The organism is Salmonella sp. 2020_1459 (assembly GCF_043847915.1).
GTDB classification, from domain to species: Bacteria; Pseudomonadota; Gammaproteobacteria; order Enterobacterales; family Enterobacteriaceae; genus Salmonella; species Salmonella enterica.
The window spans coordinates 346768-365730 of sequence record NZ_JBCMFA010000004.1 but is presented as its reverse complement, the minus strand read 5'-3'; the positions used below and the strand labels follow the sequence as shown (position 1 = coordinate 365730).

Sequence of the window (18963 nt, the reverse complement as noted above, 5' to 3'; positions counted from 1 at the left end):
TCCTGTAGGCCCGGTAAGCGCAGTGCCACCGGGCAATATATGCCGGTGTCCTCATGTAATTGCGCCAGGAGGCCATTTTGACTACCACACAACCGTTGCCCCACATCCTGCTGCTGACGCATGGCGGCTGGGGACAACCGCTTTGCAACAGCCTGCGTATGGTCACGGGCGAAATTAAAGGCGTGACGGAAATCGCGCTAATGCCTGTCGATACGCTGGGCGAGTTTTATCAACGCGTCGAGGCCGTGGTGAAAACGCTGCCGGAAGGCTCGCTGATCCTGACGGATTTTGTCGGCGGCACAACGTCCAACGTCGCGGCGCGGCTAAGCGCCGATTATCCGGTGGCGGTGATTGCCGGACTGAATGCGTCGCTACTGCTGGAGGCGCTGGACAGGCGCGAACAAGGGATGCTAACCGCCTGCGTGGACGAGTTAGTTGAGGCCGGGCGCAGTAGCTGCCTGGATGTGGTCGCCCATGTACGTCAGCTACAACAATCACTCTAAGGAAAACATCATGGCCAATATCGTTTTATGCCGCATCGACAGCCGTCTCATTCATGGACAGGTTGTCACGAAGTGGGTCGGACAATCTCAGGCGAACCGGATAGCCGTTGTGAGTGATGAACTGGACGCCGATCCGTTTATGAAAAATATCTACCTGATGGCGGCGCCGCCAAATATCAAAGTGGATTGCTTCGGCAACCAGAGTTTTGCCGCTGCATGGAAAGAAAATCAGCTTGGCGACGGTAACGTGCTGGTGCTTTTTCCGTCACTGGCGGCGGTGCAGGACGCCATACAACTGGGCTTTGACGTCACCCGCATTCAGGTTGGCGGTCTCGGCGGCGGGCCAAACCGCAAGGCGGTTTTTCAGAATATTACGCTGGATGAAAAAGACGTCGGCATTCTTAACGACCTGAAAAACCGTGGCGTTCAGGTATTTTTCCAGACCATTCCGGAAGATAAGCCGCAGCCGCTCGACGATATCCTGAAAAAATTCTAACCCTTTAATAGACACAAAATCATTCTGGATGCATCAAGGCGGCAACTGAGTGAATCCCCTGGAGCTTACTAAAGTAAGTGACTGGGGTGAGCGAAGGCAGCCAACAAAGAGGCAGCCTGAAGGATGAAGTGTATAGGATAACACTATGGATACCTTACTCTTTGCAAGCCTGATGGGGTTGTATTACTGGTTTGCCCGTTTACGCCTCGGCTACACCTTCTCCGCGATGCTGTTACAACCGGTGGTGATCGCGGTATTTGTCGGGCTTTTGCTTGGCAATATGCAGACTGCGATGATCATCGGCGCAGGGATGCAGCTCGTTTATTTGGGCGTGACCTCAACGCCGGGCGGCAACGTGCCGTCGGACCCGGCGCTGGCGGCCTGTATCTCCATTCCTATCGCGGTGAAGGCCGGTATGGACCCAAACCTGGCGATCGCGCTGGCAATCCCGTTTGGCGTGATTGGCGTGTTTCTCGATCAGCTTAGGCGCACGCTGAATGCTGCCTGGGTGCATATGGCGGATAAACACGCGGAAACGGCAAACATGGCGGGCATCATGCGTTGCGCCTTTCTTTACCCGGCATTGCTGGGGCTGGTGCTGCGCTTCCCGGTGGTTTTTGCCGCTAACTACTTTGGCCAGGATGTGGTGGAAAGTTTCCTTAAACTGATGCCGCACTGGTTAACCCACTCCTTTGAAATCATGGGCGGCATTCTGCCGGCGCTGGGCTTTGCCATCACCATTATGGTGATCGGTAAAAAGAGCCTGTTGCCGTGGTTTATCGGCGGGTTCTTCGCGGTGTTGTACCTCAAGGTCGACATCATGGCGATGGCCATCTTCGGCACCTGTGTCGCCTTCCTGATTAAAGGCCTGGCGAAAAATGAAGGAGCAGCATGATGAGCAGTGACGTAATGCAACATGAACTGGTTGAGCGCGCGCGGGAAAGCGGGGCGCTGACCAAAGCAGATATCACCAAAGCCTGGTTTATCTACTGGCTGGGCGCCGAGGTTTCCAGCTCCTATGAGCGCTTACAAAGCCTGATTTTCTGCGCCTCGATGACGCCGATCATCAAAAAACTTTACCCACAAAAAGAGGAGCAGGTAGAAGCGCTAAAACGCCACCTTAACTTCTTTAACTCCGAGCAGACCTTCGGCGCGGTGATTCAGGGCATCTCTATTGCCATGGAAGAACAAAAAACGCGCGGCGAGCCGATTAACGACTCGTCTATCACCGGCATTAAAACGGGCCTGATGGGGCCGCTTGCCGGGATGGGCGACTCGATTATCTGGGCGGCGGTGATGCCGCTGTTGATAGCGATCTTTATTCCGTTCGCGGCAAATGGCAGCGCGATGGGCGGTATTATCCCGCTGATTCTCTACCCGGCGATCACCCTGGCGATCAGCTACGGTATGGTCCACAAGGGATATACGCTGGGGCGTGATTCGATTATCGGCCTGCTGCAAGGGGGGCGAATCAAAGAACTGATCTACGGGGCCAACGTGCTGGGTTTGATCATGATGGGCGCGCTTTCCGCCAGCTACGTCAAAATCACCACGCCGTTAAAAATTAGCGCCTTGAAAGGATCTGAAGTGGTGGTTCAGCAGATCCTCGACTCTATCGCGCCGGGCTTACTGCCACTGGCGGCGGTATTCGCCATCTACTTCTATCTGGTAAAAAAAGGGCCGCGCTACACCACCATTTTGCTGTCGATTGTCGCACTGAGCATAGTCTGTTCGTTGTTGGGAGTGCTGTAAATCATGACGCCGAATATCTATCAACAACTGGGGTTGAAAAAGGTCATTAACGCCTGCGGCAAAATGACCATTCTGGGCGTCTCAAGCGTCGCGCCGGAGGTCATGCAGGCCACCGCGCGCGCGGCTTCCGCTTTCGTCGAGATTGACGCGCTGGTGGAAAAAACCGGCGAACTGGTATCGCGCTATACGGGTGCTGAAGATAGCTATATCACCTCGTGCGCCTCGGCGGGTATTGCCATTGCCGTCGCTGCCGCTATCACCCACGGCGATCGGGCGCGCGTCGCCCTGATGCCGGACAGTAGCGGTATGGCCAATGAGGTAGTGATGCTGCGCGGGCATAATGTGGACTACGGCGCGCCAGTCACCAGCGCCATTCGTCTTGGCGGCGGGCGCATAGTGGAAGTGGGGTCGAGCAATCTGGCGACCCGCTGGCAACTGGAAAGCGCCATTAACGAAAAGACCGCCGCGCTACTGTATGTGAAATCACACCATTGCGTACAGAAAGGCATGTTGAGCATTGACGATTTTGTACAGGTGGCGCAGGCCAACCACCTGCCGTTGATTGTCGATGCCGCGGCGGAAGAGGATTTGCGCGGCTGGGTGGCGAGCGGCGCGGATATGGTTATCTATAGCGGCGCGAAAGCCTTTAATGCGCCAACCTCCGGCTTTATCACTGGTAGGAAAACGTGGATTGCCGCCTGCAAAGCGCAGCACCAGGGGATTGCCAGAGCAATGAAAATCGGCAAGGAAAACATGGTTGGGCTGGTGTATGCGCTGGAGAATTACCACCAGGGCCAGACGACCGTGACCGCAGCACAGTTACAGCCGGTCGCGGAAGCGATTTCCGCCATCCATGGACTTTATGCCGATATCGAACAGGATGAGGCCGGGCGTGCAATCTGGCGTATTCGTGTGCGGGTGAACGCATCTGAATTGGGGCTGAACGCGCAGGACGTCGAAGCGCAGCTGCGCGGCGGCGAGATAGCGATTTACGCCCGCAAATATCAGCTTCATCAGGGGGTTTTTAGCCTCGATCCACGCACGGTAGCCGAAGGGGAAATGGCATTGATTGTGGCGCGACTCAGGGAGATTGCAGAACATGCAGCAGATTAATTTTTATCGTCAGCGGGTAGCGATTAACGTGCTGGCAAAGGATATCGCCAACGCGAAGGCTATCTATGAAGCCGCCGAAGGCCATGCGGTCATTGGCGTACTTTCCGCGCAGTTCGCTACGGTAGAAGAGGGCGTGCCGGAGGTGAAACGCTGGATGGCGGAGGTGCCGTCTATCTCAGTGGGTCTGGGCGCAGGCGACCCGGCGCAGTACTACAAAGCGGCGATGATTGCCGCCCATACTCACCCGGCCCATGTCAACCAGACCTTTACCGGCAGCGGCTTCGCGGCGGGCGCGCTGGCGGCGACGGGCGGCGAGCAAACGCATATCAACGCCCTGGTCAGCCCGACGGGAACGCCTGGCGAGGTGGTGATTTCTACCGGCGTCAGCAGCAGCCAGGGAACGCCAGCCCGCGTTTCCTGTGAAGCGGCGGTACGCATGATGCAGGATATGGGCGCACATGCGGCGAAGTTTTTCCCGATGGGCGGCGAAAAGTCGTTACCGGAATTATATGCGCTGGCGACAACCGCTGCCCGCCACGGCATGACGCTTATCGAGCCGACCGGCGGTATCTCACTGGATAATTTCGGTATTATCCTGCAAACCTGCCTGGAAGCAGGCGTGCCGCGCGTCATGCCGCATGTTTACAGCTCGATTATCGATCCGCAAACCGGCAATACGCGCCCCGAAGACATCATTCGGTTGATGGAGATAGTCAAAGCGCTGGTGTGAGATTTATCGCCGAAGAGCGCTGCGTTTACCTGGCCTACAGATGACGTGTATTTGTAGGCCCGGTTAGCGTTACGCTATCGGGCGATAATGCGTAGCAGGCTGGGCAAAAATGTACGTATTGCAGCCGTCAGTGATTCCCTTTCGAGCCTCCTCGCAGGGGTAAATTTTCCTGAATGCTGTCTGTATTTTTGGCGAGTACAGTGGCGTCATCTTATTCCTCAGGTGACGGATCGCCATGAAAAAAAGCCCCACGTCCACGCCTCATGATGCGGTATTCAAAACGTTTTTACGCCATCCGGATACCGCGCGGGATTTTCTCAATATTCATCTTCCCCATTCGCTAAGAATACGTTGCGATCTGACGACGTTGAAACTGGCGCCGGACAGTTTTATCGAGAAAAATTTACGCGCGTTTTATTCCGATGTCCTTTGGTCGCTAAAAACGTGTGAAGGCGACGGTTATATCTATGTCGTTATAGAGCATCAGAGTACGCCGGACGCGCATATGGCGTTCCGGTTAATGCGTTACGCCACTGCCGCGATGCAGCGCCATCTGGATGCTGGCCATAAAACGTTACCGCTGGTGATTCCCATGCTGTTTTACCATGGCGCGAAAAGCCCGTATCCCTTTTCGCTTTGCTGGCTGGATGAGTTTGACGATCCTGCGCTGGCGCGTCAGCTTTATGCGACGGCATTTCCACTGGTAGACATTACGGTGGTGCCGGATAACGAGATTATGCAGCATCGACGTATCGCGATGCTGGAACTGGTACAAAAGCATATACGTCAACGCGACCTGATGGGATTGGTCGAGCGCTTAGCGGTACTTCTGATTACGGGAAACGCTAATGACAGTCAGCTAAAAGCGCTGTTTAATTATTTGCTAATACAGCATGGCAGCACGCCTCGTTTTGGCAAGTTTATCCGCGAGGTGGCGCGCCGTGTTCCCCAACACAAGGAGAGATTAATGACGATCGTAGACAGAATACGTGAATCGGGGCGCAGAAAAGGTAAGCGTGAAGGCGTGCAACAAGGCATACAGCAAGGTATACATCAAGGTAAGCAGGAGGAAGCCTTGCGTATTGCGCATACGATGCTGGAACAGGGGATCGAGCGAGAGATGGTGCTGATGATTACCGGGCTTTCTGACGAAGAGATTAAGGCAAAGCGCCATTAAACTTTTCCCTCTTCCGCCCGGTCATCGTGATTATCAACGGCGTTAAGCGGCCCGCGCGCGTCGACGGGAATCGAGGGAGATCAGAATCACTGACGAGAGAATGAGCAGCGTGCCCAGCCAGTCCGGCAAGGTAAAACTAATCCCCAACAGCAGTAGCGACAGCAGGGCGCTGCTTAACGGTTCCGCGCAGCTTAAAATGCTGGCTTTGGGGCCACCAATCAGTTGCGCGCCTTTCAAATACAGGCTGAACGTCAGCGATGTACCGATCACCACCAGGTAGAAAAAGGCCAGAATCAGGCTGCCGCTCACCGCAAAGTGCGTTCCTTCTTTAGCGTAGAAGGGCAGCAGAATAAGGCCGCCAAAGGACATACTCCAGCCGACCACTGGCAGTGTGCCGTATTGGGCGATTAGCCTGGAAGGCCAGGTCGTATAAAAGGCGGCGGCAAATGCGGAGGCGATACCCCAGAACAGCGCGGCTGAAGAGATCGACAGCGATGTTGGATTGCCGTGAGTCACCAGTAAAAAGGTGCCGATAAGCGATGTAAGAATGGCGGTTAAGACCAGAATGCCTGGTCGTGTTCTTCGCGCTAATGCAAACCACGCTACAATAATGGTCGGCGATAAAAATTGCAGCACTGTCGCGGTGGCGGCATTGGATTTTTCAATCGTGAGCAGGAAGGTTAGCTGAACGGTGAGCGCGCCCACCACGGAGAAAATCAGCAGACTCAGGGCATCTTTGCGGTTTTTAAGAATTGAAAATATCTTATCGCCGTGCATAAAGGAGAAGGTCACCAGTATCAGCCCGGCGAATAACAAACGTATCATCGTCAGGAACTGTGACGACATACGGCTTTGCTCCATGATGTACTGCGCGCAAACGCCTGAACTCCCCCACAATACGGCGGCAATCAGGACGTTTAGCATCCCTTTTCTGGTGGAACCCATTTTTTCCTCGTCATGTTGTTTTATTTTTTTACGTGCAGGCATCATAACAGAGCTATCGCCGGTATTAAGCAGGAATTTATTGTTTAATGATTTCAGACGAGCTTGTTATCGACATAATATTGTCATTTTTTTGTCATAAGAAAAAATATCAAACAAACTTAAACAGAACGTCACTAAACCCGCCTTTGCACTTTACGGAACATATTGGCTGACTATAATAAGCGCAAATTCATGCAGGAGTAATATGTTGGACAGTCACTTTTACGTAAATCATCTGGCAAGTTAACGCACGCTATTCCTGCGCTGCTTGCCGAACCGGTGGGCAGCAATCTCCCCTTGTGACGATTGTCATCCCAATAATGTTACAACACGCGCATTGTCGCGAGGTAATCGTCATGTTCATGTTTAAACACGCTTTATTTCCTCCGCCGTTAACACGACGCTAATTGCCTCAGGGCAGAAATTTGTCGTGTGCTAAATATAGCACGTACTTATTCTTCCAGAAAAAATGGAGGAACGTATGTTAATGTTTCCTTATATTTTAAATTTACTGGCCGCTATGCTGTTGGGCGCGCTGATTGGCGCGGAAAGACAATGGCGTCAACGTATGGCGGGATTACGCACTAATGCGCTGGTGGCGACAGGCGCCGCCGTTTTTATTCTGAGCTCCATGACGACATCGCCAGACAGCCCCGGGCGAATTGCGGCGCAGATTGTCTCTGGGATTGGCTTTCTGGGGGCGGGCGTCATCATGCGCGAAGGGATGAATGTGCGCGGGCTGAACACTGCGGCAACGCTATGGTGTTCGGCGGGCATCGGCGTGTTATGCGGCTTAGGGCAGTTCAAAAATGCGCTGGCGGCGACGATCATTATTCTTTGCGCCAATATTTTATTGCGTGAAGCGGCGCAGCGTATAAATCAACTCCCAATATCCGCTGAGGGAGAAAAACGTTATATCCTGAAAGTAACCTGTAATAAAGAAGATGAAAGCGAGGTTCGTCAGTGGTTACTGAATATCGTAAAAGAGGCCGCGATCTGTTTACAAGGGTTAGGTTCGGTCCCTGCTCAGGAACAGGGCTATAAAGAAATTCGTGCCGAGCTCGTGGGTCATGCTGATTATCGTAAAACGCGAGAACTGATTATATCCAGAATAGGTGATAACGATAATATCACCGCAATTCACTGGAGCATTGATAGTCAATAATAGTTTTTTATTCAATTGCAACATTACGCCAGGCGTATAAGGAGGGAATGATGGATATTCCCGAGTCGATAAAATAAAACCCACTCAAAATAGTGAGTAAGCAATAACCTTTTTTATGCATAGATAATTCTCCCGGGGCATTCACCTTGAAATCGTGAGTTTGCTATTCCCCGGGCGTGATATGCAGGAAACACTACACCTTAATTTTGGGGATTCATCATGACTGACATGAACATTGAAAACCGGAAACTCAATCGCCCGGCGTCAGAAAATGATAAGCAGCATAAAAAAGTATTTCCGATCGAAGCGGAAGCTTTTCATAGCCCGGAGGAGACACTGGCGCGGCTGAACAGCCATCGTCAGGGCCTCACGATAGAAGAGGCCAGCGAACGGTTGAAAGTGTATGGGCGCAATGAAGTGGCGCATGAGCAAGTTCCTCCGGCGCTGATTCAGCTTCTGCAGGCATTCAATAACCCGTTTATTTACGTTCTGATGGCATTGGCAGGGGTTAGTTTCATCACGGATTACTGGCTCCCGTTACGCCGTGGCGAAGAGACCGATCTCACTGGCGTGCTGATTATTCTGACGATGGTCAGTTTGAGCGGGTTATTGCGTTTCTGGCAGGAGTTTCGCACTAACAGAGCAGCACAGGCGCTGAAAAAGATGGTTCGCACCACCGCCACGGTGTTGCGTCGTGGGCCGGGCAATATAGGCGCGGTGCAGGAAGATATTCCCATTGAAGAACTGGTGCCGGGCGATGTGGTTTTTCTGGCCGCAGGCGATCTGGTGCCCGCCGACGTTCGACTGCTGGCGTCGCGCGATCTCTTTATCAGTCAGTCAATTCTTAGTGGTGAATCATTACCCGTAGAAAAATACGATGTTATGGCTGATGTGGCAGGTAAAGACAGCGAGCAATTGCCTGATAAAGATAAAAGCCTGCTAGATTTGGGCAATATCTGTCTGATGGGAACCAATGTAACCAGCGGCAGAGCGCAAGCGGTCGTGGTCGCGACGGGAAGCCGTACCTGGTTCGGCTCGCTGGCGAAATCCATTGTGGGTACGCGTACCCAGACGGCTTTCGATCGCGGAGTCAACAGCGTGAGCTGGCTGTTGATACGCTTTATGCTGATCATGGTGCCGGTTGTCCTGCTGATCAATGGTTTCAGTAAGGGAGACTGGGTAGAGGCTTCGCTGTTCGCGCTGGCAGTTGCGGTGGGGTTGACGCCGGAAATGTTGCCCATGATTGTCAGTTCCAACCTGGCAAAAGGCGCGATTGCGATGTCGCGGCGCAAAGTGATCGTCAAACGCCTGAACGCTATTCAAAACTTCGGCGCGATGGATGTGCTGTGTACAGATAAAACCGGCACCTTAACCCAGGACAATATTTTTCTGGAGCATCATCTGGATGTGAGCGGTGTAAAAAGCGGCCGGGTATTGATGCTGGCCTGGCTGAATAGTAGCAGCCAGAGCGGCGCCCGGAATGTGATGGATCGCGCCATACTGCGTTTTGGCGAGGGTCGAATCGCACCATCGACAAAAGCGCGCTTCATTAAACGCGATGAACTGCCATTCGACTTTGTACGTCGCCGGGTATCGGTCCTGGTGGAGGATGCGCAGCATGGAGACAGATGCCTGATCTGCAAAGGCGCCGTTGAAGAGATGATGATGGTAGCCACCCATCTTCGCGAAGGCGATCGTGTGGTGGCGCTGACGGAAACACGCCGCGAGCTGCTGCTGGCGAAAACCGAAGATTACAATGCTCAGGGATTCCGTGTATTGCTGATAGCGACACGTAAGCTGGATGGTTTCGGGAACAATCCGACATTAAGTGTGGAGGATGAGACCGAACTTACCATCGAAGGGATGCTCACTTTTCTCGATCCGCCGAAAGAGAGCGCCGGAAAAGCTATTGCCGCGTTGCGGGATAACGGCGTGGCGGTCAAAGTCCTCACCGGCGATAATCCGGTTGTGACGGCGCGTATCTGTCTGGAAGTGGGTATTGATACGCACGATATCCTGACCGGAACCCAGGTTGAGGCGATGTCAGATGCCGAACTGGCGCCTGAGGTGGAGAAACGCGCAGTATTCGCCCGGCTGACGCCGTTACAAAAAACGCGTATTTTGCAAGCGCTACAGAAAAATGGTCATACCGTTGGTTTTCTTGGAGATGGGATCAACGACGCGCCCGCGCTTCGTGATGCGGATGTGGGAATTTCCGTCGATAGCGCCGCCGATATTGCTAAAGAGTCATCAGATATTATTCTGCTGGAAAAAGATCTCATGGTGCTTGAGGAAGGCGTTATCAAAGGGCGGGAAACCTTTGGCAATATCATTAAATATCTGAATATGACCGCCAGCTCTAATTTCGGCAATGTTTTTTCGGTACTGGTAGCCAGCGCGTTTATTCCATTTCTGCCGATGCTGGCGATTCATCTGTTGATCCAGAATTTGATGTACGACATTTCGCAGTTGTCGTTGCCGTGGGACAAAATGGATAAAGAGTTCCTGCGTAAGCCGCGGAAATGGGACGCGAAAAATATTGGCCGTTTTATGCTATGGATTGGCCCAACGTCTTCTATTTTCGATATCACAACCTTTGCGTTGATGTGGTACGTCTTTGCAGCTAATAACGTAGAGGCGCAGGCGCTCTTTCAGTCCGGCTGGTTTATTGAGGGTCTGCTCTCGCAGACACTGGTCGTGCATATGCTAAGGACGCAGAAAATACCGTTTATCCAAAGTCGGGCGACGTTGCCGGTATTATTGACGACCGGCTTGATTATGGCGATAGGCATTTATATTCCATTCTCACCTCTGGGCGCGATGGTTGGACTGGAGCCGCTGCCACTGAGCTACTTCCCGTGGTTGGTGGCGACACTATTGAGCTACTGTCTGGTGGCGCAAGGCATGAAGCGCTTTTATATCAAACGCTTTGGCCAGTGGTTTTAATGATGTTTGAGGATCGCCCAGATGAATCGCTCACCCGATAAAATCATCGCGCTGATATTTTTACTGATTAGCCTGTTGGTGTTGTGTTTAGCCCTCTGGCAAATCGTTTTCTAACGAGGTGACGCCATGCAAAAAAGAGGGTTGGACAAAATTTTTTATCAGGTTGTCCTGATAGCAATCATCCTGATTTTACTGACTATCTGGATACGATAAGCTGCTGTTGGCGAGCCCCGCTTAAAATAAGAATCGATGTAGTTGTTCTTTTTATGGCGGGGCGCTATTTTCATGGTATCCCACATCAGAAGGGCAATATCATGAACAATCGTCGTGGTTTAACCGCCGTCCTGGCGACGTTGATTACGTTTTCCCTGAGCGCTACGCCTGTGCTGGCGAATCCGGGAAATGGCAATGGCGGCGGACATAGTAATAACGCGGCTAATCAAGGTAATAACGGTAACGGGCATAAAGGAAATGCCGGGCAAAGAACGGAACACCGTAAAAATGGCGGTAAACCGGATCACGTCGAGTCGGACATTAGCTACGCTGTCGCCAGGCAACTGGCAGTAAATTTAGGGCTGACGGGTTATCAGTCTTTACCACCGGGGATTGCGAAAAATCTGGCGAGAGGAAAACCGCTGCCGCCGGGAATCGCTAAAAAAACGGTGCCGGCGTCTATGCTGGGACAATTACCTTATTATCCGGGCTATGAGTGGAAAATCGTTGGGGATAATCTGGTGCTGATCGCGCTCAGTACCGCGGTGGTCACGGCGATTATTAATGGCGTATTTGATTAAGAGCCTATCCCACCAGGCGTTATTGGCGCAGCCAGTTTGGACACGGACAGCGCGCAAAAACTGGAGCGTACACGTAGTACGTGAGGTTTGACTCGCTACGCTCGCCCTTCGGGCCGCCGCAAGCGGCGTTCAAAACGCTAATGCGTTTTGGCGAGCACTGCCCAGGACCAAAATGGCAAGTAAAATAGCCCCATTAAATGGGGCTATTTAGCCGCTTCAGGGCGTTATTTATGCGCGTTGAGAATCCAGCAGTTCATTATTTTTTACTACTTCCTGCGCTTTGGTATAACTTTCAATCAGTAGCTGATAGGCCGGGAATATTTTGGTATATACATCCGCCCATTCTGCGGCATCTTCCCTATTCCAGGTACGTTGCAGCTCAGAGGCTACCGCCGCGGTATCCATTGGTACTACGCCCGCCTGCACCACGCGGGCCATCGTAATTTCCTGTGCCATTTTACTGTACGTACCGGAGGCATCAATTACCGCAAATACCTTGTACCCTTCCGCGACGGCGCTGATGGCTGGAAAAGCCATACAGACACTGGTAATAGTGCCAGCGATGATCAGCGTTTTACGGCCTGTCGCTTTTACCGCTTGTACAAAATCGGCATTATCCCAGGCATTAATTTCCCCTTTACGCGCGACATATTGCGCGTGGGGCGCATTCGCATGGATTTCCGGAATCAGCGGACCATTCGGTCCCTGTGGTACGGATGCGGTAGTAATGACCGGCATATTGCATAAGGTGGCGATCTTAGCCAGCGCCGCGGCGCGCGCGCGTAATTCCGGCATCGGCATGTCGCCGACGGTCTGAAACAGGCCACTTTGGTGATCAATCAGCAGCATTACTGCGTCGTTAGCATCAATGGCAGGGCGTTGACCGTTAAAATTCGCGGGTGTAGACATAATTCATTCCTTGTTGTTGCCTTTCACTGATAGTCACTATCAGTGTTAAAGTCATTAATCGCCGGGGCGATTTCCGTTTTTAAGCTGATGACAGTAATCCGTTGCCGATTCTGGATTAACCTGTTGAGTTCTTTCTGAAGGAATATTCATCGGCATCACCTTCAGTCGATTTACTTTCACGCGAATTTGTTATCACAACAATATTCATATTATGAATAAATGTTTCTATTTTACATGTCAGAGAGGATTATTGATTGAAAAAACAAACTATGCCCCTACAAATTGTTTCTGATAGATAGTTTTAAAATTATTTGGTATAAATTTGAAATATGTTGGTTAAGGATTAACTTATTTATATTTAAATAACATAAAGCACAGCTTAAATATTAAGTGGGAAGCGTGCTTTTATTAAGTATGGCTACTGTAACTCTTAATAAATTGGAAACTATCCCTATATAACGAGTGCTGCTTTTTGGGATATTACAAGCCATTATAGGAACACATTGAATAAAACCTTGTCTTTCATGTGGGGTAGATTATCAGGATATTTTTTCTCATGATTTATATATAAGATATTAAAGCGTAGTGGCACAGTAAATTTGGCCACTTGATTAAAGGTGATATTCTCACCTCAATACAAAACAGGAGACTTAACGAACAAGAAAACCAAACGTACTTTCACCCCTGAGTCTGCTATAATGAGAAAAGCGGTGTCTACGCTTACCTGTTAATGTCTTATGCCTCTCGCTCTTCTATATGATCGGTATGTGCAGGGGACAATCCATGTCCTGCTACGCAGCCACAGCATCAGACTATACTCAGTGGTGTCTATTAACCCTCTCCAACTACGTTATGTTTTGGCATGGTAACAATGCGATGTTATGGATAATTAACGATAATATTGAATTTAATCCAGAAATGAATCGCCTGGCTTCATTATCGAGGCCAGATCTCAACATTATTCTGACAACGCCCGCCAGCCGCTGCTTGCGCCTTCTGCTGGAAAACGCCCCCTCCGTCGTCTCACAACAAACATTCTTTCAAAAAGTGTGGGAAGAAGACGGCATGGTGGTGTCGGCAAATACGCTTTATCAGAATATCTCCATTATTCGCCGCGGATTACGTACCGTTGGCGAAAATGAAGATACGCTGATAATCACGGTTCCGCGTAGAGGCTTTCAGATTGAGCCAGGTGTGAGCCTCATGACCATCCGCAAAGACTTCGCTCAGGCAATAGAAAAAAAGGGTGAGACGCCACCGCGTATGTCAGGGCGTTGGTTTAAACATTATGTACCTGTACTTTGGATGACCGGGACATTTGCTGTCGGTATTTTGCTTGGCACTATAAGCTGGCAAACCGTTCCCGATAAGGATTTTTACGATCGCTACACGCTGGTTGAAACAACTCAGGGCTGTCATTTTTTCTCGCGGAATGAAGATATCGAAAGCGGCAGCCGCTTTGCAAGCTATAAGTCAATGATTCTAAAAACCGGTATGGATTGTCAGAAATACCCATGGGTCTATTTCCCTTCCAGCAGTCGCACCCCAGCGGTTACGGCATTGATTTGTCAGCAACCTTATAAAACGCGCGGTGATACAGGCTGCGTGACGCTTTTTTTCCGCGGGGTGACACATGGGTAAAAAGGCACTGATGTTAGCCTGCCTGACGCTACTGTGTCTGGGTGTAGGGCTTGGACATCTTTTTCATTTGTATACGGAAAAGAACCGGGATCCAGAGAAATGTACGGCGCCTGTGATTGTGTTTTATAACAACACTCAGGCTAACCTGACGCTGGATTTTATGTATTCGCTGAAAAAACGCACTGGGGTGGTTTCCATCAGCGGAACATATTACGTCGATAATAAAATGAGCGGCGTGATCCGCCGTGATGTTTCCTATGTATGGAGTGAAAATAAAGACAGCACCCATTTTATATCGACGGATATCAACAAAGTCACGCGTGACGAAACACTGTCCGATGCGGTTATCGAGACGGTTTTACCCGATTTTTATGTCTATCCAGGGAAAAGTATCAGTTACACCATCCTGACTCAGGGCCATCGTGGCTTTATGTTCACCATCGGGAAACGCCCGATATTTTTCTGTACGCATTAAGCTTTTTTGGGAGCCGTTCATGAAACCTATCAGCCAAATGAAAGCGTTTCCGGGTAAAAGCCGCTGAAGATCAGCGGCTCTGTTGTTACCTGAATCAGAAACTGTATTTCATCCCCAGCATTCCTTGGGTATCACTATAACCTGTGTCACCCACCTGTTGCGCCACGTTACCCCATACGTTCAGGCGCGGGGTAACTTGTCCTTCAATACCCACTTTCAGTTCTCCAATATTCTTCGTACCACGCATATCGCTGCTGACATCGTCCATCTTCACGCTGGCAGGCTGCGTATTATGGATCCAGTTCGCTTCCACGAATGGCTGGAACTCTCGAGATTTATCGTTATCAATAGCATTGTGGCCGTTAATATAGGCTTTTACGCCCATGCGGGTTAGCAGATTACCGGCGGTATCATCCTTGACGAGGGTACCATTGGCTTCGCGATTGTCGTCAGCCTGCACGCCCATCCATACCACCTGCGCTTTGGGCTGCAACCAGTAGCTTTGATGCGCGCTTTCACCTAACCTGAAGCTGTAACCGGCTTCAACCGAGGCGGTAATTCCTTTGGATTTATATTTCTCAGCGGCCTGATCCTGACCCATGACCTTGTTATCAAACCAGTTGTACAGCATCCAGGTATCCACATAAGCCCCAGACCGATCGATATTGTTAGCATACCAGGTGCCGTAAAGGCCGACGCTGTAACCGGTGACTTGACCACGGGAATGATAGTCACTCACGGACGACAGCGTGCGGTTCTGGCTGTTGGCATAACCTGCCATTGCACCAATATGCCAACGGTCAAGACCGTCAGTGCTCCACTGTGCCAGATCGCCTCCCAGTTGTAACACATAGCTGTTGATGCGGGTTTTTAGCTGCCCGCTGCCATCGTTGAAGCGAGTATGGGCGCCGACGTTACGCATCCACAGGCTGGTGACCTTCTTCTCACCCGTCAGCATGTCGGTGTACTGGGTTTCACCCAGACGGTCATGGAGACGCGTCATGAACAGCGTATTTGCCGCATAGTTGTTGGCAAGATAGCTGCCCACTTCCGGACGGAACTGATGTTCTGTTATCGGCGGTGTGTCAGATTGCCCTATGTCAGGAATTGTCGGATCAGGGATGACCGGGTCTACTGGCTCAGGGTCTACTGGATCAGGGTCCACCGGATCGGGAATCACAGGGTCAGGGATAACCGGGTCTACTGGATCAGGGTCCACCGGATCGGGAACGACAGGGTCAGGGATAACAGGGTCTACTGGATCAGGAATAATCGGTTCGTCCGGCTCAATGTAGCTGGTCAGATACCAGTTTTTACCTTTCTGCACCACGTTGTAGTCATAGGCTCCGGCAACAATACGGCTTGCTTTTTCGAAAGTACCGTTGGAATTGCCAGCAACGTTAACAATTTCAATACCTTCAATGGTTTGCGCCCCGGCTCCTCCAATATTATTTACTGCAACAAATGTGTTGCCTGAAGTATTGCCGAGAACCTGCAGCCTGTCCGTTTCGGAATCATCATCGTTGAGCACAGTATTAAAGACCAGCTTACCGCCGTTGCCTACATAATCTTCATTGATGGTGAGCGTTTGCCATGGTTCGCCATCTTCATGGCTGAAGTTAATGGTTGCGCCACTATTCAGCGTCAGGTCAGTGAGCGTTGAGCTGCTGGTCATATTCCAGGTCGCATCGCTCATTTGTACAGAGATAACGCCTGTGCCCGCCGTAGCGCTGGTGATGTACGACGCCCCGTCCCATCGCGAGTTGTCCGTCATATTGAGCTTAATCGTACTGTTCTGCTGCGGTAGCGTACCGCTGGCAGCGGTGGCGCCAGCAGCACGAATATCACCGTCGATGACGAAACGACCTCCTGAAGAACCGTCAACAATGCCGCCAGTCTCCGTGCTGATGGCGTAACTTTCGCTACTGTTATCGCCCGCCATAGTAATAGCCGCACCGCCTGCCAGATTAATGGCGCCTCGGGAGAGGGCGTATAAACCGGCAGGGGCTTTACTATAGGATGCAGCCTTACTGGCGCTGTTAACGCTAATAGTGGCATTCTCTCCCAAATTAACGGTAGCGTTAGTTGCATATACCGCGTGTGCGCTGGCACCGTTCACCGTAATAGTAGCGTTGTTGCCAAGCTCGGTTCTGGAGGAGGATGCTGCGTAAATCCCCGTTGAGGATGCGCCGGATGTTTCGATAGTTGCATCGTCACCCAGACGAATCAACGAACCGCTTTGTCCGGTACGCAGCCCCTCCGAACTGTCGCCGGTAGTAACAATATGCGCACGATTGCCGACGACAATCGTATTTTTGGCACGTGACGCATCCCGCATGGCGTTGGCTGTAATGCCACGTCCCTGGCTACCGGTCGTTTTGATATACAGATCGTCGCCGACGTAAATATTGGCCGATCCGGTCCAACCCTGGCCCAGTGAGTTATATCCGGCGTTAATACCGTCACCATCCTGACCATCCACGTAGATGCGGGTACGGTCACCGGTAATAATAAATACCGGGTTATCCGGAGTATTCGCGCCGTGAGTACGGATGCCATCGACGTCTCTACCATTATTCGCGGCATTCGCCGACTGCGTCCGAATGGTCAGGTCGTTGCCAAAAATCACGCCCGGACTTCCCGTCCCGCAGTTTTGAATAACCGTGACAGTGTGTTCAAACGCCTCCGCGCCCGGCCCATTAAGCGTGAGGCCATTGCCATAAACCGGGATGGTGCCGGTGTTCCACTGATAAACGTAGTTGGGCATGGTCCCGACTTTGGTGAAACCGGTACTGGCCTGAGCGGGAATAATAGCCTGTAATTCCGGCGGCAACTGACTGACCAGCCCACTGGATGGCAGACTATCAACGTCAACCCAGGCCGCCTGGGAGGGAAATACCATAGAGGCTAATGCTGCTGATACCGCTATGGCGATGAATGAGTAATTTTGGGGAGTTGGCATTCTGCCTCCTGCATTATGGCGTAAAGCGTCTTCCACATCGCAATAATATGGAAATAATAAAAATGGAAACGGATCTATAAAATATTTGATATTATTTTATGAATGCTATGCCCTAGCTTATTTTCAAGCCGCAGCTTATGCACATAAAGTTTCTTAATATCAATATTGTCAATATTTACAATCTGCTGAATACTTATTCCTGATACAAAGCGCTTCAGTAATATAAATTCCGTATAGTTAAGCGTTCGTCCACGTTTACTGTTGGCGAGCCGACCGGTAAACAAGCGGTGCATCTTTTGCTGTTGCACAATATCATCGTCATCGGAATAAATAATCCCTTGTATTTTATTGCTTTTCAAAATCCAGTAATTGGCCAGCGGAGTTAAACTTCTGTCAGAAATCAGGACAATATGCATGCCACTGTCTGCCAGACTGTCAGCCCATTGCAAATCGGTAAATCGTCGAAGATTCGGGAAAGAAAAATCAACAAAGATAAAACCGCTGGATAAATGATTGTGTCTATCAAGCAATAACTTTTCAATAAACCCTTTTTTCAGGAAAGCATTACCATCTGGCCAGATGGAAAATGCCGCATTATGACAGTATTGCACCCGTACTGCGCTGTCAGGAAATAATTGACAGGATAAATCGCAACTAATGCAATGGACAATTTGTGAAGGCTTTCTCATCATCCTGAACGACTCCTGTCGATGTTTCTATTAATATTTCATTGGTAAATAAATGTGTCAATCCAGATAATATAAAGTACTACGACTGTCAAAAGTCGCGAAATATTGTCAGTGTCATAAACTCCTGGAAAGACCTAAAATACAGCTTTAAGGAACCATGACAGATCCGACAGTCGTAATACATCATTTCGGATTCGTATTTCACTCATTGAGATTTTTATACAGTATCTCCAATATCATAAAAAATCTTAAAACAGCACTATTTGCTAAATCATGAGGGTGATAAATAACGGTTCTCAATACCATCTGTCTGCTGCCTTCGTCACTATCGGGGTGATGTGATGAAATATAAAAGTAATTCCTGTCAACCTGTAATGAATTCTTATTATTAAAACCTAATTTAAGATTTTTTCTTTTATTGCATTGTTATTCAATGACTTAATGGTGAAATTTGTGCTCTCATCAACTTCTTATATACAAATTTAAGACTCTTTTATAGAGACGCATGTAAACTTTAAGGAGGTGTAATGCTAATGCCATGAGAAAATTTTGTAACTTAATGCCGGGAGTTATACCTTGCCAATAAGTTGGTCTGACTTAATTCTGATCGTGACAGTCTGAGCAAGT

At 50.3% G+C, this 18963-nt stretch carries 18 protein-coding genes; 14 read left to right on the top strand and 4 right to left on the bottom strand.

The annotated features are described in order from the left end of the window. Positions 1-77: 77 nt before the first annotated feature. The 7 genes from ACH0VJ_RS13550 (at position 78) to ACH0VJ_RS13520 (ending at position 5771) form a co-directional block, all read left to right on the top strand. The gene (locus tag ACH0VJ_RS13550) at positions 78-503 is read left to right on the top strand and encodes a PTS sugar transporter subunit IIA (RefSeq protein WP_000214106.1); all 426 of its coding nucleotides are present in this window, start codon (positions 78-80) and stop codon (positions 501-503) included. A 10-nt stretch (positions 504-513) separates the two neighbouring features. Continuing rightward, on the top strand, positions 514-999 hold the full coding sequence (locus tag ACH0VJ_RS13545; RefSeq protein WP_001284295.1) for a PTS system mannose/fructose/N-acetylgalactosamine-transporter subunit IIB: 486 nt from the start codon (positions 514-516) through the stop codon (positions 997-999). A 145-nt stretch (positions 1000-1144) separates the two neighbouring features. Further along, positions 1145-1894 carry a PTS sugar transporter subunit IIC gene (locus ACH0VJ_RS13540; RefSeq protein WP_000380259.1) on the top strand — a complete coding sequence of 250 codons (750 nt, stop codon included), beginning with the start codon at positions 1145-1147 and terminating at the stop codon, positions 1892-1894. Continuing rightward, positions 1891-2751, top strand: a complete 861-nt coding sequence (locus ACH0VJ_RS13535) for a PTS system mannose/fructose/sorbose family transporter subunit IID (protein WP_001526325.1) — start codon at positions 1891-1893, stop codon at positions 2749-2751. The genes ACH0VJ_RS13540 and ACH0VJ_RS13535 overlap by 4 nt, the downstream gene beginning before the upstream one ends. Positions 2752-2754: 3 nt before the next feature. Further along, the gene (dgaE, locus tag ACH0VJ_RS13530) at positions 2755-3864 is read left to right on the top strand and encodes a D-glucosaminate-6-phosphate ammonia lyase (protein WP_000188463.1); all 1110 of its coding nucleotides are present in this window, start codon (positions 2755-2757) and stop codon (positions 3862-3864) included. Next, the gene (locus ACH0VJ_RS13525) at positions 3851-4594 is read left to right on the top strand and encodes a 2-dehydro-3-deoxy-phosphogluconate aldolase (protein WP_001186146.1); all 744 of its coding nucleotides are present in this window, start codon (positions 3851-3853) and stop codon (positions 4592-4594) included. The genes dgaE and ACH0VJ_RS13525 overlap by 14 nt, the downstream gene beginning before the upstream one ends. A gap of 235 nt (positions 4595-4829) precedes the next feature. After that, positions 4830-5771 (top strand): Rpn family recombination-promoting nuclease/putative transposase, encoded by a 942-nt coding sequence (locus tag ACH0VJ_RS13520; RefSeq protein WP_000749540.1) that lies wholly within the window; start codon positions 4830-4832, stop codon positions 5769-5771. 42 nt (positions 5772-5813) lie between these two features. Here the strand turns inward: ACH0VJ_RS13520 and ACH0VJ_RS13515 are convergent, their stop codons facing one another. Then, positions 5814-6716, bottom strand: a complete 903-nt coding sequence (locus tag ACH0VJ_RS13515) for an EamA family transporter (RefSeq protein ID WP_001682335.1) — start codon at positions 6714-6716, stop codon at positions 5814-5816. Between the two features lie 508 nt (positions 6717-7224). Here ACH0VJ_RS13515 and ACH0VJ_RS13510 point away from each other — a divergent pair. The 5 genes from ACH0VJ_RS13510 (at position 7225) to cigR (ending at position 11660) form a co-directional block, all read left to right on the top strand. Beyond that, entirely contained in the window at positions 7225-7920 is a 696-nt protein-coding gene (locus ACH0VJ_RS13510) for an MgtC family protein (RefSeq protein WP_000392695.1), read from the top strand. A 219-nt stretch (positions 7921-8139) separates the two neighbouring features. Then, the gene (gene mgtA, locus ACH0VJ_RS13505) at positions 8140-10866 is read left to right on the top strand and encodes a magnesium-translocating P-type ATPase (protein ID WP_000131282.1); all 2727 of its coding nucleotides are present in this window, start codon (positions 8140-8142) and stop codon (positions 10864-10866) included. A gap of 21 nt (positions 10867-10887) precedes the next feature. Continuing rightward, positions 10888-10980: a protein MgtR gene (gene mgtR / locus ACH0VJ_RS13500; RefSeq protein WP_001082117.1), complete on the top strand. Its 93-nt coding sequence runs from the start codon at positions 10888-10890 to the stop codon at positions 10978-10980. A gap of 12 nt (positions 10981-10992) precedes the next feature. After that, on the top strand, positions 10993-11079 hold the full coding sequence (gene mgtU / locus ACH0VJ_RS13495) for a magnesium transporter protection protein MgtU (RefSeq protein ID WP_252515021.1): 87 nt from the start codon (positions 10993-10995) through the stop codon (positions 11077-11079). Between the two features lie 101 nt (positions 11080-11180). After that, positions 11181-11660 carry an anti-virulence regulatory inner membrane protein CigR gene (gene cigR, locus ACH0VJ_RS13490; RefSeq protein ID WP_001065327.1) on the top strand — a complete coding sequence of 160 codons (480 nt, stop codon included), beginning with the start codon at positions 11181-11183 and terminating at the stop codon, positions 11658-11660. A gap of 228 nt (positions 11661-11888) precedes the next feature. Here cigR and ACH0VJ_RS13485 read toward each other — a convergent pair whose 3' ends face one another. Further along, entirely contained in the window at positions 11889-12569 is a 681-nt protein-coding gene (locus tag ACH0VJ_RS13485) for an isochorismatase family protein (RefSeq protein ID WP_000106461.1), read from the bottom strand. Between the two features lie 783 nt (positions 12570-13352). On the opposite strand from ACH0VJ_RS13485, the gene ACH0VJ_RS13480 reads away from it, so the two are divergent. Both ACH0VJ_RS13480 and ACH0VJ_RS13475 read left to right on the top strand, forming a co-directional pair. Then, the gene (locus tag ACH0VJ_RS13480; RefSeq protein ID WP_001278062.1) at positions 13353-14210 is read left to right on the top strand and encodes a transcriptional regulator; all 858 of its coding nucleotides are present in this window, start codon (positions 13353-13355) and stop codon (positions 14208-14210) included. Between the two features lie 10 nt (positions 14211-14220). After that, positions 14221-14685, top strand: a complete 465-nt coding sequence (locus tag ACH0VJ_RS13475) for a membrane protein (protein WP_001653911.1) — start codon at positions 14221-14223, stop codon at positions 14683-14685. A 94-nt stretch (positions 14686-14779) separates the two neighbouring features. On the opposite strand, the gene misL is transcribed toward ACH0VJ_RS13475, so the two are convergent. Together misL and ACH0VJ_RS13465 are read right to left on the bottom strand one after the other, a co-directional pair. Continuing rightward, positions 14780-17647 (bottom strand): intestinal colonization autotransporter adhesin MisL, encoded by a 2868-nt coding sequence (misL, locus tag ACH0VJ_RS13470; protein ID WP_001143033.1) that lies wholly within the window; start codon positions 17645-17647, stop codon positions 14780-14782. 74 nt (positions 17648-17721) lie between these two features. After that, positions 17722-18339, bottom strand: coding sequence for a helix-turn-helix transcriptional regulator (locus ACH0VJ_RS13465; protein ID WP_000984806.1), 618 nt, complete (start codon positions 18337-18339; stop codon positions 17722-17724). Positions 18340-18963 lie beyond the last annotated feature (624 nt).